The sequence below is a fragment of the Novosphingobium sp. BW1 genome (assembly GCF_008107685.1).
In the GTDB taxonomy this organism is placed as follows: Bacteria; Pseudomonadota; Alphaproteobacteria; order Sphingomonadales; family Sphingomonadaceae; genus Novosphingobium.
The window spans coordinates 304,241-326,304 of the sequence record NZ_VIRF01000078.1 but is presented as its reverse complement, the minus strand read 5'-3'; the positions used below and the strand labels follow the sequence as shown (position 1 = coordinate 326,304).

Annotated in this window: 22 protein-coding genes and 3 tRNA genes; 16 read left to right on the top strand and 9 right to left on the bottom strand. The window is 64.4% G+C overall.

Annotation, left to right across the window (positions count from 1 at the left end):
* Nucleotides 1–3: 3 nt before the first annotated feature.
* From FMM79_RS13845 to FMM79_RS13820, 6 genes are all read left to right on the top strand, one after another.
* Nucleotides 4–807, top strand: a complete 804-nt coding sequence (locus FMM79_RS13845) for a heme-dependent oxidative N-demethylase subunit alpha family protein (protein ID WP_148628016.1) — start codon at nt 4–6, stop codon at nt 805–807.
* 20 nt (nt 808–827) lie between these two features.
* Nucleotides 828–2,102, top strand: a complete 1,275-nt coding sequence (locus FMM79_RS13840) for an O-acetylhomoserine aminocarboxypropyltransferase (RefSeq protein ID WP_148628015.1) — start codon at nt 828–830, stop codon at nt 2,100–2,102.
* Between the two features lie 2 nt (nt 2,103–2,104).
* Nucleotides 2,105–3,157: a biotin synthase BioB gene (gene bioB / locus FMM79_RS13835; protein ID WP_148628014.1), complete on the top strand. Its 1,053-nt coding sequence runs from the start codon at nt 2,105–2,107 to the stop codon at nt 3,155–3,157.
* 63 nt (nt 3,158–3,220) lie between these two features.
* The gene (locus tag FMM79_RS13830) at nt 3,221–5,242 is read left to right on the top strand and encodes an acetyl/propionyl/methylcrotonyl-CoA carboxylase subunit alpha (protein ID WP_148628013.1); all 2,022 of its coding nucleotides are present in this window, start codon (nt 3,221–3,223) and stop codon (nt 5,240–5,242) included.
* Nucleotides 5,243–5,245: 3 nt separating this feature from the next.
* Nucleotides 5,246–5,617 carry a tRNA-binding protein gene (locus tag FMM79_RS13825; RefSeq protein ID WP_148628012.1) on the top strand — a complete coding sequence of 124 codons (372 nt, stop codon included), beginning with the start codon at nt 5,246–5,248 and terminating at the stop codon, nt 5,615–5,617.
* A 4-nt stretch (nt 5,618–5,621) separates the two neighbouring features.
* Nucleotides 5,622–6,404 (top strand): thioesterase family protein, encoded by a 783-nt coding sequence (locus FMM79_RS13820; RefSeq protein ID WP_205466666.1) that lies wholly within the window; start codon nt 5,622–5,624, stop codon nt 6,402–6,404.
* A gap of 6 nt (nt 6,405–6,410) precedes the next feature.
* Here FMM79_RS13820 and FMM79_RS13815 read toward each other — a convergent pair whose 3' ends face one another.
* The 4 genes from FMM79_RS13815 to FMM79_RS13800 form a co-directional block, all read right to left on the bottom strand.
* Nucleotides 6,411–7,805 (bottom strand): peptide MFS transporter, encoded by a 1,395-nt coding sequence (locus FMM79_RS13815; protein ID WP_148628011.1) that lies wholly within the window; start codon nt 7,803–7,805, stop codon nt 6,411–6,413.
* Between the two features lie 100 nt (nt 7,806–7,905).
* Nucleotides 7,906–8,091, bottom strand: a complete 186-nt coding sequence (locus tag FMM79_RS13810; protein WP_148628010.1) for a DUF3008 family protein — start codon at nt 8,089–8,091, stop codon at nt 7,906–7,908.
* Between the two features lie 305 nt (nt 8,092–8,396).
* A complete protein-coding gene (gene aroB, locus FMM79_RS13805) occupies nt 8,397–9,512 on the bottom strand; it encodes a 3-dehydroquinate synthase (protein ID WP_148628009.1) in 1,116 nt (371 codons plus the stop codon).
* Entirely contained in the window at nt 9,503–10,078 is a 576-nt protein-coding gene (locus FMM79_RS13800; RefSeq protein ID WP_148628008.1) for a shikimate kinase, read from the bottom strand. The genes aroB and FMM79_RS13800 overlap by 10 nt, the downstream gene beginning before the upstream one ends.
* Before the next feature lie 58 nt (nt 10,079–10,136).
* Here FMM79_RS13800 and FMM79_RS21255 point away from each other — a divergent pair, with 58 nt between their 5' ends.
* The 3 genes from FMM79_RS21255 to FMM79_RS13790 are packed head-to-tail and all read left to right on the top strand — an operon-like array spanning nt 10,137 to nt 13,127.
* Nucleotides 10,137–10,289, top strand: a complete 153-nt coding sequence (locus tag FMM79_RS21255) for a hypothetical protein (protein ID WP_153269329.1) — start codon at nt 10,137–10,139, stop codon at nt 10,287–10,289.
* A complete protein-coding gene (locus FMM79_RS13795; RefSeq protein ID WP_148628007.1) occupies nt 10,286–12,211 on the top strand; it encodes a hypothetical protein in 1,926 nt (641 codons plus the stop codon). The genes FMM79_RS21255 and FMM79_RS13795 overlap by 4 nt, the downstream gene beginning before the upstream one ends.
* 22 nt (nt 12,212–12,233) lie before the next feature.
* A complete protein-coding gene (locus tag FMM79_RS13790) occupies nt 12,234–13,127 on the top strand; it encodes a tyrosine recombinase (RefSeq protein WP_148628006.1) in 894 nt (297 codons plus the stop codon).
* Nucleotides 13,128–13,263: 136 nt separating this feature from the next.
* On the opposite strand, the gene FMM79_RS13785 is transcribed toward FMM79_RS13790, so the two are convergent.
* Nucleotides 13,264–13,437: a Flp family type IVb pilin gene (locus FMM79_RS13785; protein ID WP_148628005.1), complete on the bottom strand. Its 174-nt coding sequence runs from the start codon at nt 13,435–13,437 to the stop codon at nt 13,264–13,266.
* A gap of 125 nt (nt 13,438–13,562) precedes the next feature.
* Nucleotides 13,563–13,736 carry a Flp family type IVb pilin gene (locus FMM79_RS13780; RefSeq protein ID WP_240339180.1) on the bottom strand — a complete coding sequence of 58 codons (174 nt, stop codon included), beginning with the start codon at nt 13,734–13,736 and terminating at the stop codon, nt 13,563–13,565.
* Nucleotides 13,737–13,837: 101 nt separating this feature from the next.
* Here FMM79_RS13780 and FMM79_RS13775 point away from each other — a divergent pair, with 101 nt between their 5' ends.
* The 4 genes from FMM79_RS13775 to FMM79_RS13760 all read left to right on the top strand — a co-directional run bounded on the left by FMM79_RS13775 (nt 13,838) and on the right by FMM79_RS13760 (nt 14,670).
* Nucleotides 13,838–14,308, top strand: a complete 471-nt coding sequence (locus tag FMM79_RS13775; protein WP_256376804.1) for an NUDIX domain-containing protein — start codon at nt 13,838–13,840, stop codon at nt 14,306–14,308.
* Between the two features lie 37 nt (nt 14,309–14,345).
* Nucleotides 14,346–14,422: transfer RNA gene (locus FMM79_RS13770), tRNA-Arg, on the top strand.
* 45 nt (nt 14,423–14,467) lie between these two features.
* Nucleotides 14,468–14,544, top strand: a tRNA-Arg gene (locus FMM79_RS13765).
* A 49-nt stretch (nt 14,545–14,593) separates the two neighbouring features.
* Nucleotides 14,594–14,670: transfer RNA gene (locus tag FMM79_RS13760), tRNA-Arg, on the top strand.
* Between the two features lie 111 nt (nt 14,671–14,781).
* On the opposite strand, the gene FMM79_RS13755 is transcribed toward FMM79_RS13760, so the two are convergent.
* Nucleotides 14,782–16,086, bottom strand: coding sequence for a chloride channel protein (locus FMM79_RS13755; RefSeq protein ID WP_148628003.1), 1,305 nt, complete (start codon nt 16,084–16,086; stop codon nt 14,782–14,784).
* 282 nt (nt 16,087–16,368) lie between these two features.
* Nucleotides 16,369–16,947, bottom strand: coding sequence for a hypothetical protein (locus FMM79_RS13750; RefSeq protein WP_148628002.1), 579 nt, complete (start codon nt 16,945–16,947; stop codon nt 16,369–16,371).
* Between the two features lie 490 nt (nt 16,948–17,437).
* On the opposite strand from FMM79_RS13750, the gene FMM79_RS13745 reads away from it, so the two are divergent.
* Nucleotides 17,438–19,000: a phospholipase D-like domain-containing protein gene (locus FMM79_RS13745; protein WP_148628001.1), complete on the top strand. Its 1,563-nt coding sequence runs from the start codon at nt 17,438–17,440 to the stop codon at nt 18,998–19,000.
* The gene (folE, locus tag FMM79_RS13740; RefSeq protein ID WP_148628000.1) at nt 18,997–19,605 is read left to right on the top strand and encodes a GTP cyclohydrolase I FolE; all 609 of its coding nucleotides are present in this window, start codon (nt 18,997–18,999) and stop codon (nt 19,603–19,605) included. The genes FMM79_RS13745 and folE overlap by 4 nt, the downstream gene beginning before the upstream one ends.
* Nucleotides 19,606–19,693: 88 nt before the next feature.
* Here folE and FMM79_RS13735 read toward each other — a convergent pair whose 3' ends face one another.
* Complete coding sequence (locus FMM79_RS13735; RefSeq protein ID WP_148627999.1) at nt 19,694–20,173, bottom strand: peroxiredoxin; 480 nt, start codon at nt 20,171–20,173, stop codon at nt 19,694–19,696.
* 398 nt (nt 20,174–20,571) lie between these two features.
* Between FMM79_RS13735 and ahcY the strand changes: the two genes are divergently transcribed.
* Nucleotides 20,572–21,993: an adenosylhomocysteinase gene (gene ahcY / locus FMM79_RS13730; RefSeq protein WP_148627998.1), complete on the top strand. Its 1,422-nt coding sequence runs from the start codon at nt 20,572–20,574 to the stop codon at nt 21,991–21,993.
* The last annotated feature ends 71 nt before the right edge of the window (nt 21,994–22,064 follow it).

Below are 22,064 nucleotides of genomic sequence, written 5' to 3'. Positions count from 1 at the left end.
ACGATGACACTCGGTTTCTCCGTGGAGGCACTCCTCCCCCAGGCGCGGGTCGAAGGGCCCCTGCGCATGGGGCTGGTACGCCTGCCTGAGGCCGATTGGCTCGATCCCGCGCCTGACTGCGCCGCGCGCGCGGCAGCCTTCGATGCCCACCCGCACAGCGTGATCGCGGGGCCCGAGGCGGCCGAGGCGATTGCCGAACTGGGCGAATTGCTTGGCGTCGAAGGCGACCTTGAAGCCTGCGCACGGGCCTGCTGGGAGGACCTGTGCATCATCGTCCAGGATGCCCCGGGCGCGCCGTTCCATTTGGCGGCGGGGGCGGTCGCCTTCCCAACCGATTGGCGTCTTGAGGAGAAGGTGGGGCTCTCGACAGCGGCGATCCATGCGCCCATCGATGGGTATGCGCAGGCGCTAGCCAGCGGCGTCGACAAGTTCATGGATGGCCTCCAGTCCTTCAACATCTTCGGGCGTACCAACGCCTTCGTGGTGGCAAGCGGTGCGCTGCGCTACCTGCCCGACGCGGAGCCCGAGGCCCGCTTCGCGCATGTCACGCCCGAGAACGCAGGGAGCACTCTCTACGTGCGCTGCGAGCGTGAGGCGCTGCGTCGTCTCAAGCGCTCGCGCGCGATCGTCTTCAGCATCGGCATCTACCGTGCGCGGCTCGACAGCCTGAGCGACGCGGCTCTGGCGCGCATCGTGCGTTCCGTCGAAGGGTTCGGGGCGGACGAGGGCGAACGCCGCGCCGCGCCGCACTACGCCGATGCGCTGCGCGGCTATACGACGCGCCGCCTTGGCACGACGGTTCAGTGACGAGAGGACAGGAGAGGGACATGACGCACAAGCTCGAGACCATGACCATCCACGCCGGCACCCAGCCCGATCCGGCGACGAACGCGCGCATCACGCCGATCTACCAGACGGCAAGCTATGTTTTCGACAGTCCCGAGCACGCGGCCGACCTCTTCGCGCTCAACGAATTCGGCAACATCTATACCCGCATCATGAACCCCACGAACGGGGCGCTCGAAGGCAAGATCGCTGCGCTCGAAGGCGGGGTGGCGGCGCTTGCCACCGCTTCGGGTCATGCCGCGCAGTTCCTGGCCTTCCACACGCTCATGGAGCCGGGCTGCAACATCGTGGCGGCGCGGAAGCTATACGGCGGCTCGCTCAACCAGATTGGGCATAGCTTCCGTAAAATGGCCTGGGATTCGAAGTTCGTGAACGCGGACGATCCCGAGGAAGTTGCCGCAGCCATTGATGACAAGACCCGCGCGGTCTTCATCGAGAGCCTCGCCAATCCGGGCGGGGTGGTGCAGGACATCGCCTCCATCGCCAAGGTCGCTCACGCGGCGGGCGTGCCGCTCATCGTCGACAACACCATGGCGACGCCTGCGCTGTGCCGCCCGATTGAGCACGGCGCCGATGTGGTCGTGCATTCGGCCACCAAGTTTCTGGGCGGACACGGCAATTCGATTGCCGGCCTGATCGTGGACGCGGGCACCTTTGACTGGAGTGCAGGGGGCAAGTTTCCCTATCTCTCCGAACCCAATCCCAGCTACCACGGCAAGGTCTTTACCGAGGCGTTTGGCAATCTGGCTTTTATCCTGGCCTGCCGGGCGCTGGGAATGCGCGATCTTGGTCTCACGCTTGCGCCGCAGAACGCTTTTAACGTGTTGACCGGAATGGAAACTCTGGCGCTGCGCATGGAGCGCCACTGCGCCAACGCGCTACATCTGGCCAGGTGGCTCCAGGCCCACCCCAAGGTCGCCTGGGTCAGCTATGCCGGACTGCCCGAGAGCGACTATCACCAACTTGCGAGGAGCTATCTGGGCGGCAAGGGCGGCGCTGTCTTCACCTTCGGGGTCAAAGGCGGCTATGAGGCGGGCGTGAAGCTCGTGTCCTCGGTCGAATTGTTCAGCCACCTGGCCAATATCGGGGACACGCGCTCGCTGATCATCCACCCGGCTTCGACGACGCACAGCCAGCTGCGCGACGACGAACTGGTCGAGGCAGGCGCAGGGCCCGATGTCGTGCGCGTGTCCGTGGGGATTGAGCACATCGACGATATCGTGGCCGACCTCGCGCAGGCCCTGGAGCAGATTTGATTATGACCGACGCCCCCCACAACGCCATCCGCAACGACTGGACCCGCGAGGAGATCGCTGCGCTGTTCGACCTGCCGTTCACCGAGCTGGTCTTCCGCGCGGCTGAGGTGCACCGCGCCAATCACAAGGCGAACGAGGTCCAGCTTTCGACGCTTCTCTCGATCAAGACGGGCGGGTGCCAGGAAGACTGCGGCTACTGTTCGCAGTCGGTCCACGCCAAGAGCGGGGTGAAGGCGACCAAGCTGATGGGCGTGTCGGAAGTTCTCCAGCGCGCCGCGCAGGCCGCCGACCAGGGCTCGACCCGCTTCTGCATGGGCGCGGCCTGGCGCAACCCCAAGGACCGTGACATGCCCGCCATTATCGAGATGGTGAAGGGCGTGCGCGCGATGGGTATGGAAACCTGCATGACGCTGGGCATGCTCACGGCCGAGCAGGCCGACATGCTCAAGGAAGCCGGGCTCGACTACTACAACCACAACATCGACACCTCGCCCGAGCGTTATGACGATGTCATCACAACGCGCACCATGGAGGACCGTCTCGACACGCTTTCCAATGTGCGCATGGCGGGAATGAACGTGTGCTCGGGCGGTATCGTCGGCATGGGCGAGACGCGCGCCGACCGGGTCGGCTTCGTCCACACGCTGGCAACGCTGCCCGACCATCCGCAGTCGGTGCCGGTCAACGCGCTCGTGCCGGTCAAGGGCACGGTTCTGGGCGACATGCTGGCCGACACCCCGATGGCCAAGATCGACGATGTGGAGTTCGTGCGCACCGTCGCGGTCGCGCGCATCACCATGCCCGGCTCGATGGTGCGCCTCTCTGCGGGCCGCGAATCCATGTCCGAGATGACGCAGGCCATGTGCTTCATGGCGGGCGCGAACTCGATCTTCACCGGCGACAAGCTGCTGACCGCGCCCAACGCGGGCGATGACAGCGACCTTGCCATGTTCGAACGCCTGGGGATCAAGCCTATGGCGATCACCGAGACATCCGCCGATGTCGACGCCAGCCGCATGCCCAAGGGCTGCGCGAAGCTCGAAGCGGCGGAATAACGCAACAGTACGCCAGGGGACGCTCGGGGAGAGCGCCTGATCGGCAAATTGGAGGAAGAGGGTTTGTTCAAGAAGATCCTGATCGCAAACCGTGGCGAAATTGCCTGCCGCGTGGTCAAGACGGCGCGCCGCATGGGTATTGCAACCGTGGCCGTGTACTCCGATGCCGACGCGCAGGCGCCCTTCGTGAAGATGGCGGATGAAGCGATCCACATCGGGCCCTCGGCGGCGGCGGAAAGCTACCTGCTGGCCGACAAGATCATCGCAGCCTGCAAGCAGACAGGCGCCGAGGCAGTGCATCCGGGCTATGGCTTCCTCTCCGAGCGCACCTCGTTCGCCGAGGCGCTGGCCAAGGAAAACATCGCCTTCATCGGTCCGCCCCCGGGCGCAATCGCGGCGATGGGCGACAAGATCGAATCCAAGAAGCTGGCGCGCGAAGCCGGTGTGAACGTGGTCCCCGGCTTCGTCGGCGTGATCGAGGACACCGAGCATGCGGTGAAGATCTCCAACGAGATCGGCTACCCGGTGATGATGAAGGCGTCCGCTGGCGGCGGCGGCAAGGGCATGCGTCTTGCCTGGTCGGAAACCGACGTGCGCGAAGGCTTCGAGGCAACGCGGCGCGAAGGGCTCAACTCCTTTGGCGATGATCGTGTCTTCATTGAAAAATTCATCGAGAACCCGCGCCACATCGAAATCCAGATCCTGGGCGACAAGCACGGGAACATCCTCTACCTGAACGAGCGTGAATGCTCGATCCAGCGCCGCCACCAGAAGGTGGTCGAGGAAGCGCCGTCGCCCTTCGTCACCGACAAGATGCGCAAGGCCATGGGCGAGCAGTGCGTCGCCTTGGCGCGCGCGGTGGACTACCACTCGGCGGGCACGGTCGAGCTGATCGTCTCGGGTGCGGATCCGACGGGCGAATCGTTTTACTTCCTCGAAATGAACACCCGTCTCCAGGTGGAGCACCCGGTCACCGAGGCGATCACCGGTATCGACCTTGTCGAGCAGATGATCCGCGTTGCCTATGGCGAGAAGCTGGCGATGACGCAGGACGACGTTAAGATCGAGGGCTGGGCCATCGAAAACCGCGTCTACGCCGAAGACCCCTATCGCGGCTTCCTGCCCTCGACCGGACGCCTCGTGCGCTACAACCCGCCGGTGGACGGCTGGAGCGATGACGGGACGGCCAACGGGCGGCGCGGCATCGACGGCATTCGCGTGGATGACGGCGTCTACGAGGGCGGTCAGGTCTCGATGTTCTACGACCCCATGATCGCCAAGCTGATCACCTGGGGCGAGACCCGCGACGAAGCCGCCGACAAGCAGATCGCTGCGCTCGATGCCTTCGAGATCGAGGGTCTGGGCCACAACATCGATTTTGTGAACGCGATCATGCAGCACGAGCGGTTTCGCTCGGGCGAACTGACCACGGGCTTCATTGCCGAGGAATACCCCGAAGGCTTCCACGGCGCGCCCGCTTCGGACGAGCTCAAGATCAAGCTGGCCGCCGTTGCCGGTTTCATCGCCGCCGCGCGCGCTGACCGTGCGCGCCGCGTCGATGGACAGTTGGCGACCCCGCTCGACCCGCCGGGTGAGTGGACGGTGACGCTTCAGAAGGAGCCCTACACCGTCGTCGTCGAGGAGGACACGATCCTCGTCAACGATGTCGAGGTGGATCTTGCGCTGGAATACACGCCGGGCGATCGCTTCATCGATGCCGACATCGATGGCGAGCCGATCACGATCAAGCTCGAAACCACGCGCATGGGCTTCAGGATGACCACGCGCGGGGCCATTCATACGCTCGATTGCCTGCCGACCCGCGTGTCGCAGCATTCCAAGCACATGATCGAGAAGATCCCGCCCGATCTCTCCAAGTACCTTATCTGCCCGATGCCGGGTTTGCTTGTCTCGCTTAACGTGGGTGAGGGCGACACGGTCGAAACCGGCCAGCCGCTGGCCGTGATCGAAGCGATGAAGATGGAGAACATCCTGCGCGCCGAGAAGTCGGGCACGGTCAAGGCGGTCAACGCCAAGGCGGGCGATAGCCTGGCCGTGGACGCGATCATCCTGGAACTGGAGTAACCCTTGCACCTCGACCACGACGCTACCGCCAGGGCTGCCGAACCCATCGGCTTCGATGATTTCCTGAAGGTCGACATTCGGGTGGGGACCGTGGTCGAGGCCACGGTCTACGAGGGTGCGCGCAAGCCCAGCTACAAGCTGGTGATCGACTTCGGGCCCGGGATCGGGAGACGAAAATCGATCGGGCAGGTCGCCGCGCTCTACGCGTGCGAGGATCTGGTGGGCAAGCAGATCGCTGCGGTTGTGAACTTCCCGCCGCGCCAGATCGGCAAGGCCATGTCCGAGTGCCTGACGCTTGGCTTTGGGGACGAAGAAGGGCGCATCACGCTCTTCTCGCCCGACACGCCCGTGCCCAACGGCGCGCGGCTGGCTTGAGGCGGTGCCTGCACTCGTCGAAATGCTCGCCGGAGCAGAGGCGCTGGAGGACGGCTTTGCCCTTGCGATCACGCCTGACTGGCAGCAGGGGCGCACCGCCTATGGCGGGCTGACCTCGGCGCTGGCGGTGGAAGCCGCGCGCCGAGTCCTGCCCGAGCCCCTGCCGCTGCGTTCGGCGCAGTTCTCGATGATTGCCCCACTGGTGGGCCGCATCGAGGCGCGCGCGAAGGTCGTGCGCGCGGGCCGCAATGCGGTCTGGGTGACAGCCGAGCTGGTCGGGGAGAAGGGAACCGGGTTCCTCGCCACGTGCGTCTTCATGCACCCGCGCGAGAGTGTGCTGGCGCTGGGCGGATATGCTCTGCCCGATGGCCTGATGCCGCTGGAGGAGGCGCCGGTCTTCAAGACTAAGGTGCTTCCGGCCTTCATGCAGATGCACTTCGACGTGCGTGTGGCGGTCCCGGCGGATCGCCTCCAGGAGGCGGATTTGTGTTGGTGGGTCCGCGTGCGCGAGCGCGAGGGGCTCGACGCCGATGTCGAGGCCGTGCTGCTGGGCGATGCCCTGCCGCCCGCCGTTCTCCCTTACTTGCCGCCGCGCACACCCGTCAGCTCGATGCAGTGGCACGTCAACATGCTCAACGCGGCGGCGCGGCCACGCGATGGCTGGTGGCTGATCCGCTCGACCAGCCGCCAGTCCGGCCACGGTCTGGCGAGCGAGGACATCCTGCAGTGGGGAGAGGGCGGCACGCCGGCAGTAGCCGGCATGCAGTCCGTCGCGGTCTTCGCCTGAGTGGGATCAGATGTTCGCCGGATCGGCGAGCGTCTTGCCCAGAAACAGTTTGAGCAGCGCAAAGGCGACAAGCCCGAACGCGGCGCTGGCGACGTGGAGCAGCCAGAACTGGGTGGTGTCCATTGAGGAATACCACCCGCCCACGATGCCGATTGTCTTGTTCGCGGCGAAGAAGGCCAGGTAATAGATGCCCACGACCGTCGCATTGAGGGCGCGTGGTGCGATCTTGGTGAAGAGTGCCAGACTGACCGGCATCAGGTGGGCAAAGCCGATCGAGTTGAAGAGGTGGAACATGACCGGCCAGAACAGGCCGATCTTGATGTCCGCCGGCGTGGTGGCCGAGGCGACAACAAGGCACAGGCCGCCCACGATCACAAAGACCGAGCCGATCACCATCTTGCCCAGTTCATCGGGCTCGGTACCGGTGCGACCGGCGCGCCACTTCCAGAACCAGGCGACCGCCACCAGCATCGAAAAGGCGAGCGCGGCATCGATCGTGATCATCCACGATGTCGGCACCTTGTGGCCGAAAAAGGTCAGGGCAAAGCGTTCGTCGGCCCAGACGAGGTAGGCGTTGAAGATTTCCTGGTTGGTCAGCATCGCAATGGCGAGCACGGGTACCAGGACCGCGAGTGTCGCCAGGCGCGGTGCGTCAGCGCGGGTGAGCTTGGCGCCTTCCTTGGCGGTATCGGCACCCTTGGCGCTCTCCCCCGGCAGCCATGGGCGGGCTTTCAGGTAAATGAGCAGGCCGATCACCATGACCACGCCAGCGGTGCCGAAGCCGTAGTGCCAGCCCAGCTCCTCGCCGGCGGTGCCCGCGACGAGCGGGGCGGCGATGACCGAGACGTTGATCGCGATGTAGAAGATCTGGAAGGCCATCGCGCGGCGTAGGTCCCCGGGGCCGTAGAGCTCGCCAACCTGGCTGGCGATATTGCCCTTGAACAGGCCCACCCCAATGACCAGCGCGATGAGCGCAAAGAGGAACAAGCCCTCGAAGGCCATGAGGAAATGCCCCATCGACATGATGACGGCGCCTGCGATGAGCGCGGCGCGGCGGCCCAGCCAGCGGTCGGCGAGGATACCGCCCAGAACCGGGGTCAGATAGACGAGCGAGGTGTAGTCGCCGAAGATCGCCGAGGCGAGCGGCTGGCCTTCAAGCCCGGTGTAGTGGGCCGAACGCAGCCATGACAGGCCAACCACGTTGCCCACATTTTCGGGGAGCAACAGGTACTTGACCATGTAGAGCACGAGCAGTGTCTGCATGGAATAGTAGGAGAAGCGCTCACAGCCTTCGACGAAGGACAGATAGCCAAGCCCCTTGGGATGGCCGAGAAAGGCGCGGTCCTCGGCGGAGGTCAGTGGATCGTGTTCAAAATCGGGTGTCGCTTCGGGGGCTGTCATGCAGAGGATGCTCGCGTAACTTTCTTATGATCGCGGGCACCATTACCACATGTCTGCGCAATGTCATGGGGAGAGGGGGACGTCCTCCGGAGAGCACTGCTCAACCCTCCTTGCGGTCCGGTTTGCCCGCGCGCGAGGTGGAGGCCATATCCTGGAGCTCGGCCTCGGTCATGGTCTCGACCATCTCGCGCGAGGCGCCCTGCAGTTCGGACTTGGGTATCTCGCCGCGCTTGGCCGAAAGGGCTGCGCCTGCAGCTTTCTGCTGGGCCTTGGACTGGGCTTTCATGGGTTTTCTCCTTTCACAAAGGAGAATGCACCACGGCATGTGGCCGTTCCCGAAGTCGGCCATGCACGCCGCGCGGACGGCGGCAGGCCGTGGGGACCTGCCGCCTGTGCATGCCGCTGTCAGGGGGATTCGCGAAGTGGCATGCGCGCCGCTCCCCGATCGGGCCTCGGGGTCGACCTAGCCGTATACATACTCCCATTTTCTGACGGATTTGCGAACAGAGTGCGCACACGGTCGCACACCGCACACATGTCGTCGTCTTTTGGAAGGTGGTGGTCGTTGGGGAACTTGGCACCCCCTGAAAACTACTTGGTCGGGCGGGCCAGTTCACTGTCGAGGAAGGGGGCGACATCGGAAAGGTCGACCTGTTTGTCGAGGTAGGTCTTGCCGATTCCCTGCATCAGAAGGAAGGGCAGGGTGCCCGCGTCCATCTTCTTGTCGTGCAGCATGTGGCGAACGAGCGCTGCGCCGTCGCAAGTAAGACCGAGCTCGGCGATCTCGGCACGCAGGCCGACGTCGGCGATGTGGCGGGCAACATGCTCCGCGCTCGCCGTGCTCATGTGGCCCAGGCGCGCCGAATAGCGCGCGGCGAGCACCATGCCCAGCGCAACACCTTCGCCGTGGAGAAGGTCGCTGGAAAAGCCGGTCTCGGCCTCCAGCGCATGGCCGAAGGTATGGCCAAGGTTGAGCAGCGCGCGCTTGCCGGTGGTCTCGAACTCGTCCTCGGCCACGATCCGCGCCTTGGCGGCGACCGAGTGGGCGACTGCATATTCGCGCAGCCCGCCGTTGCCCGCCAGCATGGCTGCGCCGTTCGCCTCGCACCAAGCGAAGAAATCGGCATCGTCGATCAGGCCGTACTTCACGACTTCGGCATAGCCAGCCAGCCGTTCGCGTTCGGGCAGTGTGTCGAGCGCGTCAAGGTCTGCGAGCACCAGCGAGGGCTGGTGGAAAGCACCGACAAGGTTCTTGCCAGCGGGGGTGTTGATCGCGGTCTTGCCGCCCACGCTTGAATCAACCTGGGCGAGGAGCGTCGTGGGTATCTGGATGAACTTGCAGCCGCGCTTGAGGACAGCCGCGCAAAAGCCGGTCAGGTCGCCGATGACACCGCCGCCCAGCGCAAGGATGTGGTCGCCGCGTTCGACCTCGAGCGCGAGTAGCCAGTTCACCGTGGCCGCCAGTTCGTCCCAGGATTTTGTCTGTTCGCCCGCGGGCAGGATGCGCCAGTGAACTTCGTGGCCGTGGGCGCTCAGCGAGGCCTCGACGATTTCCCCCCAGGCCGCGTGCACGTTCGCATCGGTGATGACAGGAACGGCGCGCTTGCGCAGGAAGCCCCGGCACTCGGCGCCGATCTCGGCAAGGAGGCCCTGGCCCACGCGAACCTCGTAGGGGCGCTGGGCGATGTCGACATGGATCACAGCCATTCAGTAAGTTCCTGCAAGACCTTGTTAATTGTTTGGACGTGGGGCCCTTGACCGCTGACGATGTGGATCGGGGCTTGCGCATAGAAGGGCTGACGGGTCTCGCGCAGCCGGCTCAGAATCTCGCGTGGGTCGCCGTTTTGGAGAAGGGGGCGGTTGTCCTTGCGCGCGGTGCGCTCGACCAGGGTGTCGACGTCGCTGTCGAGCCAGATCGTGACCGCTTTTTCAAGGATCAGTGCCCGGGTTTGTGCGTTGACGAAGGCTCCGCCGCCTGTAGCAATCACGATGCAGCCTTCGTTCTCGGCCATGAGGCGGGCGATGACGCGGCGCTCGCCATCGCGGAAATAGTCCTCGCCGTACGTCTCGAAGATTTCGGGAATGGGCATCTGTGCCGAGCGTTCGATCTCGTCATCGGCATCGACGAAAGGGCAGTCCAGAATTGATGCGAGGCGTTTGCCCACGCTCGACTTGCCGACGCCCATCATGCCGACGAGCACGATGGGGCGATCGATCTGGCGGGCGAGCGCGGATATCTCCTGCGCCGAGTAGCGGGTCTGTTGAACGTCCATTGCCCCACCGCCTATAGTTGCGCTAGGTCGCAGCGCAAGCATCGGTGAAGGAAGGCGAGTGACGATTAGAATGCGTGGGCGTTTGGCTCTGGCTATGGGGCTTGTCGTTCTGGCTGCAGGGGCGGTTCTGGCCGTTGCCTGGATCGATGCTGGCGAAATGCCGATCGAGGACCAGGTCTTGCCGGTTGCCGTGCCGGAGGTTCAGCCGTGAGGGCGGTTTATCTCCTTGCGGGCGCGGCGCTCAGCCTGATGTCGGCCTGGGCGGTCGCGCAGGATTCGCCCGAATCGCTCCTTCCCAAGATGTTCCAGGATCCCAAGCCGGCCGCGCCGCCGAGCCCGACGTCGACGCCCGCGCCGCGCACGAGCGCGCGTCCGGCAATCCGGCCCTCGTCAGGTGCTGCACCAAGCCCTACGGCTATCGCGACGCGCTCCGGTTCTGCGCCGTCGGGACAGCCCGCCCCAGGGGAGGTCGTACAGCGTTTACCGCAGCAGGCCGTGGCCGAAGACGATGCGCGCCGGGGGAATGACGGGCTCGCCCTCAAACGCCTTCCCTCGTTGGAAGAGCTGGGCAAGATGTCCCCGGAAGATTTCGAGGGGCTTATCGGGCGCAAGGTCGAGTTCGACATGCCCCCGCAGGCGCGCCGTACGATGACCCATGTCGGCCTGTTTGATGCCGATGAAGGCGGTCTGGCTGCGGGCTCGCTTCAGGGCGGTGATCCGGCGCTGCTGCGCCTGGCGCTTTCGGGCAATCGCGGCGCGCTGGTTTCGCGCTGGGGGCACATCGCGCTGCGCCGTGCTCTGCTCTCGCGCCTCGATGCGCCCGAGGGCATGAGCGCGCAGGATTTCCTGGCGCTGCGCGTGGCCCTGCTGGTGCGTATGGGCGAGTATGACGCGGCCCGCGCGCTGCTGCAGGACATCGACATTGCCAACTATACGCCCGAGATCGGCGCGCAAGTGCTCGACGTCTATCTCGGGACGGCGGACATGACGGGTCTGTGCCCGATCATGGCCACGCAGGGCTCGATGCGCAGCGATGCCGAATGGAACGTGGCAGGTGCTATCTGTGATGCGTTTCGCGGTAACAGCAACGCTGCGCTCTCTCGGCTTGATCGCGACATGACCCGCAAGGAACTGCCGCGCATCGACCTCCTGCTGGCGCAGCGCTATTCGGGCGCTGCGGGCAAGGCGCGCCGTGCCGTCACGATCGAGTGGGACAATGTCTCGGACCTTACGCCCTGGCGCTATGCCCTGGCGCGCGGGGTCGGCATCGCGCCTCCCGAATCGCTCATGGCCCCCAACGAGGGGCGCTACGATGCGGCCACAGTGCTGGCGCCGATGGTGGGCCTGGAGCGCCGTGCGAAGGCCTCGGTGCGGGCCGGGGCCTCGGGTATCCTCTCGAATGCGGCGCTGGTCGATCTCTACGCGCAGCTCTACGCCGATCCCGATACGGGAAGCGCCTGGCAAACGCGCGCGGAAAGCCTGCGCGATGCCTACGCGCTTCCTTCGTCTGCCGCGCGTATCGCGGCGATGCGCACGCTGTGGAGCGAACTGGAGGACGATGGCAGCGCCTATTGCGGGCGGGTCCTGACCGCAGCTGCCGCCGCGCGTATCGCGCCGAGCGAGGATGTCGCCGCTGAAGCGCCGGCTCTGCTGGGCTCGATGCTGGCGGCTGGTTTCGACGCCAATGCGGCGCGCTGGGCGCCCGTTGTTGAGGGTGGCAGCGAGGGCTGGGCACTGGTCGTGCTGTCGGCGCCCGGCGCCAACCAGAGCGCATCGTCGGGAAGCCTCGACAGCTTCATCGATGAGGACGCGAGCGCTGGCAAACGCAAGGCAGGATTCCTCGTGGCCGGACTGGCCGGACTGAACCGCCTCGATCGTAGCCGTGTGATGGGCTACTCGAATGATCTGTCCCTGGCGCTCGATGGCGAGACTCGCTGGACGCGGGCCATCGATGCGGCTGCAGCGCGCGGCGATGCCGCGAGCGTGGTGATCCTGGCGGGCTTTGGCATGCAGGGCGCCAACTGGAGACAGATGACTCCGCGTTATCTTTATCACATCGTGGCGGCCATGCGCGAAGTGGGGCTCGAGGCCGAGGCGCGCATGATCGCGGCCGAGGCGATCGCGCGCACCTGATCGCGATCGGCGTGAAGGCGTGATGGCACCGCGGGAGGATCCGCTCGAGGCGTTCCTCACTATGATGGCCGCCGAGCGCGGTGCGGCTGCCAACACCCTTGCAGCCTATCGCAGGGACCTGGAGGGTGCCCAGTCGGCGCTGGGGAACCTGGCCGGAGCGGACGGCGATGCGCTGGCCTCTCTTGCCAGCCATTGGGCCTCGCTTTCGGCCGCCAGCCTTGCGCGCAAGTGTTCAACCTTGCGCCAGTTCTTCGGGTTCCTCGTGGACGAGGGGCTGCGCGAAGACGATCCTTCGCCGGCCTTGCCGCGCCCACGCACCCGGCGTCCCTTGCCTCGGCTGCTCTCGCGTGAGGATGTGACACGCTTTCTGGCACAGGCGGAGGACGAAGCGCGGGGAGGGGAGAGCGGACCTGTGCGACTGTTGGCGCTGTTGGAGTTGCTGTACGGATCCGGGCTCCGCGCAAGCGAACTGGTTGCCCTGCCACTGGCTGGCGTACCGCGCGACACGCCGTTCCTGCATGTGCAGGGCAAAGGTGGGCAGCAGCGAATGGTGCCAGTCAGCACGCGCGCGCGCGCGGCTCTGTCGCGCTGGCTCGCGGTGCGCGGGGAAGCGGCGGGCTCGCGCTTTCTGTTTCCTTCGCGTGGGCGGTCCGGTCATCTGACCCGGGTTCGCCTATTTCAGTTATTGCGCGATCTGGCCGTTCGTGTCGATCTCGACCCGGCGAGGGTTTCGCCCCATGTGTTGCGCCATGCCTTCGCGACGCATCTGCTGGAGGGCGGGGCGGACTTGCGTGTGCTCCAGACGCTGCTGGGCCATGCCGATATCGCCACCACCCAGATATACACCCATGTCGACAGCGCGCGGCTTGTCGCGCTCGTTAATGAGCGGCACCCCTTGGCCGGGCGGGTAGGCTGAGGGGACGGCGTCGCAGTGTAAAGATTTCCGACGAGCGTCCCTGGGGGTACATGAAAACGGGCGGCAGGATGCCCTGCCGCCCGTTTCTGTAGCCAGCCATCGCCGTGAAGGCGAGTGGCACGGTAGACCTGCGAAATTAGGTGTTCGCGTTCGACAGCGTGGTCGAGGTCTTGTTGAAGGTGTTGCTCAGGTTGGTGCCGAGGCTGGTCATCGCGGTGATCGCGGCAACGGCGATGAGGGCGGCGATCAGGCCGTATTCGATCGCGGTGGCACCTTCTTCGTTGCGACGCAGCTTGGTGAGAAACTTCATGAAATGTCTCCTGATGAAAAGCAGTCTAACGTACCCGGTCCGGCCCACCTTCATTTTGTCTCAGGCTTGCCGAACCTCTTGATTGGTAGGTTGGAATAGTTGAAAAATGCTTAAGTCTGCAGGGGCTAGCCCGATGATGAAAGGGCCTCTGAGGTCTTGTCGTTGACATTACCCCACATCGCGATGGTCTCGTCGGCGACGCTCTGCATAGCCACTACGATGACGAGGGTGATGAGGCCCATGATCAACCCGTATTCGATTGCACTCGCGCCCCGGGCGTCGCGAAGCAGGGTTTGCATTCTGGTCAGGGGGAGCATCGCGGCCTCGGACCTTGTGATGACTAGGTTGCCCTTTAAACTTGCGGGTGGAGCTTAAGGATTGATTAAATGAAGGCGGCAAAGTGGCAAAAAATTTGACACCGCTTGTGGTGGTCGCGGTGGCGCTGGTCGATGCGCAAGGGCACGTGCTCATGCAGCAACGGCCTGAGGGAACGATGCACGCCGGGCTCTGGGAATTTCCGGGCGGCAAGGTGGATCCCGGTGAAAGCGCCGAGCAAGCCGCTGTCCGCGAGATGGAGGAGGAACTGGCCGTCGGGCTGGATTCGTCATCGCTTGTGCCTGTGGGGTTCGCCAGCGGACTTTTGGGCGAAGGGGGCGGGGGAGCGTCCGGGCGCAGGGCGCTTGTCCTTCTCCTCTATGCCACGCGCGCGTGGGAGGGGACTCCGGTCTCGCAGGAGGGCGGCCAGGCTCAATGGTATGCGCCTCAAGGCCTTGGAGAATTGGCCATGCCGCCGCTCGATTATCCGCTGGCAGATGCACTTAAGATTTGGCTGAATCACGATTCTTCAGAAGAATATGCAGATAGATGTTGACCGACCCCGATTCCTTTTCTAGAGGCGCCTCTCCAACGCGCCCGTAGCTCAGCTGGATAGAGCATCAGACTACGAATCTGAGGGTCGGACGTTCGAATCGTTCCGGGCGCACCATTTTCTCCGAATGGTTTGTTGGAGTTCAGGAGAACAAATATATGCGCGCCCGTAGCTCAGCTGGATAGAGCATCAGACTACGAATCTGAGGGTCGGACGTTCGAATCGTTCCGGGCGCACCATTCTCTTCGAATGACTTGTCTGCGCATTAGGAGAGAGCCAAGCGAATATGCGCCCGTAGCTCAGCTGGATAGAGCATCAGACTACGAATCTGAGGGTCGGACGTTCGAATCGTTCCGGGCGCACCATGGCTTCCAAAGCGTTCACCGCATCAAAAACGCCGCATCCTTCGGGAATGCGGCTTTTTTGTGTTTGCGGTAGGAAGGGCTCGACGAGGCGGGGAGGGCGAGGGGCGACGCTCAGGCCTGCCGCTCGCGGTTGTCCTCCCGCTGGCGCAGGAAGCCCTGCGAGAGCCCGTGGTAGAGCTTGGTCTGGCACACCAGCTTGCTGGCCGCATCGGCGATGATGGCGGTGAGGAAGAGCGGCAGGATCATGCCCCGGTTGGCGGTGGTCTCCATGAGGATGATGACGGCCGTCAGCGGCGCGCGTACGACGCCCACGAAGTAGCCGGTCATACCCAAGAGGACGACGGCGGGCATGGCGTCATCGGGGAAAGCGAACGTGAGCAGTTCACCGAAGCCCGCGCCCACGGAGAGAGAAGGGGCAAAAATGCCGCCCGGAGCTCCCGAGACCGCCGTCGCGGCAGTCGCCAGGAATTTGGCGGGGCCGAACCAGCCGGAAGGGGTGGCTTCGCCCTCGATCATCATCTTGGTCGTTTCATAGCCTGTCCCCCAGGTCGCGCCGCCGGTGGCGATGCCCACGATGGCTACGACGAGGCCGCAGGCAAAGGCCGAGAGGACCGGGCGCTTGCGGATGGCCTGGAAGGCCGGATGCCCGCTGCGCGCGAAGGACAGCATGATGCGGGCAAAGAGGCCGCCTGCGATACCGCCCAGGATCCCGGCCACGGGCGTGATGACGAGCACCGAGGTCAGCTCCAGCGTCTCGTGCATGACGCCGAAATAGACATAGTCGCCTGCAATTCCGAGCGAGACGAGACCGGCGATGACGACAGCGCCCATGACGAGGACGGCAACGCGCTGCTCGAATGCGGAGGCAAGTTCCTCGATGGCAAAGGCGACGCCGGCCAGCGGCGTGTTGAAGGCGGCAGCGACACCGGCCGCGCCGCCTGCGATGAGCACGCCCGCTGTCATGGGGACACGCATCACCTTGTGGCAGGCCACCATGATGGCTGCGGCGATCTGGACGGTGGGGCCTTCACGCCCCACCGAGCCGCCCACGAGCAGAACGCCCACGGTCAGCAGCAGCTTCACGACCGCGGTGGGGATCGTGAGGAGGCGGGTGTAGGCGAGGTCGAGGTTCTTGGTCGCGGCCATGACCTGCGGAATGCCCGAGCCACGCGCGGCGGGGCTGACACGGTTGGTGAACCACACGATCGCGGCAAAGCCGCAAGGCGTAAGCACAAGCGTCAGGTAGATATTGTCGGACTGGAAGCGGGTGAACAGTTCCTGCGCCTTGTCGCCCATCCAGGCAAAGGCAATGGCGATGAGCCCCAGGATGATCGCGCCGATGGCAGTGGCGATGCGGCGGCGGGCAAGGTCGAGCGATGAGTCGAAGCTGTGAAGAGCCTGTAGAATGCGTCTCATGCGCGCAGGGAAGGTCAACGCGGGTCCAATCGTGGTTATAAGGGGCTTGCAGGTCTCGTGCAGGTTGTTGCCGGGACAATTTCTGCGCCCTCTTGCTCCAAACCCACGATGAATCGCAAGGTATTTCCCCAGATTTCTGCGCGCAGGGGCTTAAGTTGCAAAATATGCAATGCCGCGAAGGGCGCTTTGCGGAGCCCACCTATGAAAAAGGGCCGGGATGGTCTGTCCATCCCGGCCCCGTTTCGTCTGAATGTCTCCAGCCCGGGGCTGGAAGCGCACGTCTTATTCCGCTGCGGGGCTTTCCTCGACGGGTGCGGCCGGAGCCGAGCCGCCGATGGCCTGCGCAAAGGCGGCCGCAGTCATGCCGATGGCGAGCGAGCCGTCGGGCATGAGGCCGATGTTGGCCTTCTTGAACAGGGCGGTCGCGCCATCGCCGTTGGCGAGCTCCATGGTCACGTCCTCACCCTCGAGCTTGGCAATGGTGCCGAGAACTTGGCCGTCGCTGCTCTTGATCGGGGCGTCGACGACCATGGCCGCTTCCTTGGCCTGGCCGGTTTCGGCCTTGGCGCCCATGACAGCGGATTCAAGCTGCGCCTTGGTCATACCGATGGTCAGACCCTTTTCGCGCATGGCAAAGGCCTTGGTGGGAAGACCGGCACGGGCCACGCCCGTGTTCACGGTAACCACCTCACCCGCGACGGCTTCAACGGCGCCGACTTCGTTCCCCTCAGGGTCGAAGACCTTGGCGCCCACCGTCGGGGCGACCGTCTCGGCTGCGGGAGCCGCAGCGTCCTGCGCCACGGCGGCGGCGGGAGCCAGGCCCGCAGCGAGGATCGCGGCGGCGATGAGCGAATTCTTCATGGTGTACTCCTTGTTTGCTCCACGAGGCCGGTTGGGCTCGACTTCACGGAGAGTTGCCCCGGGATAACGCAGGGCAGTGAATTTGGGTCCGGCTCAAGTTGTCCGGACAACGAACGCCGTCCGAAAACGAACCGCGCGAGGCCGCCCCGGGCAATAGCGTGCTGCACTGCAAATGGGCGACCAGAGGTGGTGCATGTGTTGCACACGCCTAATGGATGACCGCTGAACGGCTCCAGATCAACCGCTAAAATGACACTTTTTCACGGCCTGTTGTTCGCGCTCTTCAGGGTTTGAGCGTCATGTCCTTGAAAGGGCGCGCGGGGGTGAGGTGGGCTTGGGACTTGTGCGTCGGGCAGGGTGGGCTGCACTGTACTGCATTGCACAAAAGATGGTGCCAAAGGGGGGCGTGCACTCAAGCTTTGGGGGAACATTCCGGTATCGCGGCACTTTAGGCAGCAGTATTCGGCCGTAGCAGTACATGGACATCGGAATGAACGAGGTGGATCGCACCGGCCTTGGAACGGACCTGGAGGACATCTCCGCTCCCTCGGTCTGGCGCTATGCGATGGCGCGCAAGGCGCATGTGGTCATTGATGCAGACGACTATTTCAAACTGGTGCGTGAGGCCATGGAAGCGGCGCGGCAGCGGGTTTTCCTGATCGGCTGGGACTTTGATTCGCGCATTTTGCTCTCCGATGGACGCCGGTGGTGGCAGAAGGGGCGCAAGCGCCGTTTTCCGGCGCGCCTCGGCTCGTTCATCCTGTGGCTGGTGGAGCACAATCCAGACCTGGAGGTGCGAATACTGAAATGGAATTTCGCGCTTTTCAAGTCACTGTTCCGGGGAACCATGCTGGTTGACCTGCTGCGCTGGGCGCGGCGTGACCAGATCGACTTCAAGTTTGACGCCGCCCATCCGCTGGGCTGCAGCCACCATCAGAAGATCGTCGTGCTTGACGATGTCTTCGCAGTGTGCGGCGGTATCGACATGACTACCGACCGTTGGGACACGAGCGAGCATCTGCCCCGCGACACGCGCCGCCGCCGTCCGACCGGGCGCCTCTACAGCCCCTGGCACGACATCACGATGATGATGGAGGGCGAGGTCGCCGGCGCGCTTGGCGAATTGGGGCGCGACCGCTGGGAGGTGGCCGGCGGCAGGCCGCTGGAGCCCTGCAAGTTGCAGCAGGAAAGCCCCTGGCCGGAAAGCCTGCACGGCGAATTTCGGGACGTTGAACTGGGCATCGCGCGCACGCGCGCGAAGTATGGTGATTGCCCGCAGGTCAGCGAGATCGAGGCGCTCTTCGTCGCGCAGATCCGCTCCGCCCGGCGCTTCATCTACGCTGAAACGCAGTATTTCGCCTCACGCGTCATTGCCGAGGCCATCTGCGAGCGGCTTATGGAAGACGATCCGCCCGAGATCATCATCGTCAATCCCTTCACCGCCGATGGATGGCTGGAGCAGGTGGCGATGGATTCCGCGCGCACGCGCCTGCTGGAGATCGTGCGCGAGGCCGATCACGCCGGGCGCTTCCAGCTCTACTATCCTGTCGCGAGCGACGGTACGCCGATCTACGTTCACGCCAAGCTGACGATCATCGATGACCGTATCCTGCGCATCGGTTCGGCCAATATGAACAACCGGTCGATGGGGCTCGACAGCGAATGCGACGTGTTCCTTGACATCGAGCGGCCTGCCAACGCCGACCGTCCCGAACTTCCCGAGACCATCCGCAAGGTGCGTTACCGCCTGCTTGGCGAGCACTGCGCGCTGGAATTCGACGAAGCTGCGCGGCGTGTCGAGGAACTGGGGTCGATGCGGGAGATGATCGACACGCTCAACGAAGCGCGCGGAAATCAGGGCCGCCGGCTGGTCCCGCTGCCCTTGAAGGAACTCTCCGATGCCGAGAAGAAGCTGGGCGACAGCGCGCTTCTCGATCCTGAACGTCCCGACGAAATGTTCGAGCCGATCGAACGTCGCGGGTTGTTTCGCCGGAAAGGGGCACTAATGCGGGTGCGCCTGAAGGAAAGATGGAAAAGGAGAAGGCGCAGATGAGCTGTCTGGACGAGCCGGACACGGACAATCCGCTCGGCAAGCCCGATGTGCCGGAGCATGTCCAGGAGGCCATTCGCACTCTGATCGGCTGGGCGGGCGATGACCCGAGCCGCGAGGGGCTGCTCGATACGCCCAAGCGCGTCGCACGCGCTTGGCTGGAATATTGCCAGGGGTACCAGGAAGATCCCTCGATCCACCTGCGCCGCGTCTTCGAGGAAGTGGGCGGCTACGACGAGGTCGTGCTGCTCAAGGACATCCCCTTCCAGTCGCACTGTGAGCACCACATGGCGCCGATCCAGGGAAAGGCGGCGATTGCCTATCTGCCGCGCGATCACGTGGTTGGCATTTCGAAGCTTGCGCGCGTGCTGCACGGCTATGCGCGTCGGTTGCAGATTCAGGAGCGTCTGACCGCCGAGGTTGCCCAGTGCATCTGGGATCACTTGAAGCCGCACGGCGTGGCCGTGGTGATCGAGGCGCAGCACGGCTGCATGACCGGGCGAGGCGTGCGCACCCCGGGCGTGGGCATGATCACCAGCCGCATGATGGGCACGTTCCTGGAAGACGAGCGCAGTCGTAAGGAAGTGCTGAGCCTGATGGGCTACTGATCCGTCACCGCAGGTCCTGAACGAACACGAAAAAGGGGCGGCGCACCACAGGTACGCCGCCCCTTTTTGTATCGGATCTGGTCCGCGCTCAGAGCTTGCCGAGCATGTATTCCGCCGCGCTCACCTCGAAGGTGCCAGGGGCTTCGACGAAGACCTGCTCGACCACGCCGTCGTTCACTACCATCGAGAAGCGCTGTCCGCGTGTACCCATGCCGAAGCCCGAGCCGTCCATGGTGAGGCCCATCGCCTTGACGAGGTCACCGTTGCCGTCGGCCAGCATCGTGACGTCGGACGAGCCGGCGGCCTTGCCCCAGGCACCCATCACGAAGGCGTCGTTAACGGCGGTACAGGCGATCTCGTCGATGCCCTTGGCCGTGAGGTCAGCCGCCTTGTCGACGAAGCCAGGAAGGTGCTTCGCTGAACAGGTCGGAGTGAAGGCGCCCGGAACCGAGAAGAGCGCGACCTTCTTGCCCGCGAAGTAGTCTGCGGTCTGGACCGGCTCGGGGCCGCTCTCGCCAGCCTTCATCAGCTTCACGTCGGGAAGTTTGTCACCTACGGCGATGGTCATGCGTTCATCCTTCTTGGCATGGGTGTGCGGTTTCGCGTTCCCGATATAGGCCGGGCAGTGCGCCCTGCAATGCCCTTGCGCGCAATACTGAGGGGTGGGCGAAGGTCACATGTGTTTCTGAAATCGGAAAACTCCGGACCCGTGCGGATGGCGCGCGAAAGCGGCCGTGCATGTTTGCGGGATAGTCCTGAGCCACGCGCGAGGTCCAGGATGATACGTCTCTGCGCAGTGGTCCGGCGCGGTCATGACTGCGCCGACTGGTGGTGCGTTCAGGGTGGATATAAAGATGCCTTTATATTCGGTTTGCGTTTTGGCCGGGGGTCCTTTAATCCCTCACCAACCGCCGACGCTTTCGGGCGTCGACATCATTCACACGATCATTCCCCAGGAGTTCCCTCGTGGCCACAGCTGATACCGCCGTTCACGACTACGCCATCGCCGACATGTCGCTCGCCGATTACGGCCGCGCCGAAATCGCGATCGCCGAGACCGAAATGCCGGGCCTGATGGCCCTGCGCGAGGAATATGGCGCACAGCAGCCGCTCAAGGGCGCGCGCATCACCGGCTCGCTCCATATGACGATCCAGACCGCCGTGCTCATCGAGACGCTAGTCGCGCTGGGCGCCGAAGTGCGCTGGGCGACCTGCAACATCTTCTCGACCCAGGACCACGCCGCAGCCGCGATCGCCGCGCAGGGCATTCCGGTCTACGCCATCAAGGGCGAGAGCCTGGCCGATTACTGGGACTACGTCGGCAAGATCTTCGAATGGGGCACCGAGGCCGACGGCGAGCAGACCGCCAACATGATCCTTGACGATGGCGGCGATGCCACCATGTTCGCGCTGTGGGGCGCGCGTGTCGAAGCGGGTGAAGACCTGTTCGAGCCGAGCAACGCCGAAGAAATCGAATTCGTCCGCTCGCTAAAGAAGTTCCTCAAGGAAAAGCCGGGCTACCTGACGAAGTCGGTCCAGGCCATCAAGGGCGTTTCGGAAGAGACTACCACCGGCGTCCACCGCCTCTACCACATCGCCAAGCAGGGCAAGCTGCCGTTCCCGGCGATCAACGTGAATGACTCGGTCACCAAGTCGAAGTTCGACAACCTCTACGGCTGCCGTGAATCGCTGGTCGACGCGATCCGCCGCGCCACCGACGTCATGCTCTCAGGCAAGGTTGCCTGCGTGGCTGGCTTCGGCGACGTTGGCAAGGGCTCGGCCCAGTCGCTGCGCAACGGCGGCGCCCGCGTCCTCGTCACCGAAGTCGATCCGATCTGCGCCCTGCAGGCCGCGATGGAAGGGTTCGAGGTCGTCACCATGGAAGAGGCGGTCACCCGCGCCGACATCTTCGTGACCGCGACCGGCAACGAAGGCGTCATCACTGGCGAGCACATGAAGGGCATGAAGGACAAGGCCATTGTCTGCAACATCGGCCACTTCGACAGCGAGATCCAGATCTCCGCGCTCGACAACTACGAGTGGCAGGAAATCAAGCCGGGCACCGACCTTGTCACGCTGCCCGACGGCAAGCAGCTGCTTATCCTCGCGCAGGGCCGCCTGGTGAACTTGGGCTGCGCCACCGGCCACCCCAGTTTCGTGATGTCGGCCAGCTTCACCAACCAGACGCTGGCGCAGATCGAACTCTTCACCAAGTCGGAAAACTACAAGAACGACGTTTACGTCCTTCCCAAGTTCCTGGACGAGAAGGTTGCTGCGCTTCACCTCAAGAAGCTGGGCGTCAAGCTGACCGAGCTTTCGCAGCGCCAGGCCGACTACATCGGCGTGCCGGTGGAAGGCCCGTTCAAGCCCGATCACTACCGCTACTGATTTCAGGCGGGCAGCCGGGCTGCCCAACCGTTTTGCGGGACGAAGGGGCTGCGCGAAGGCGCGGCCCCTTT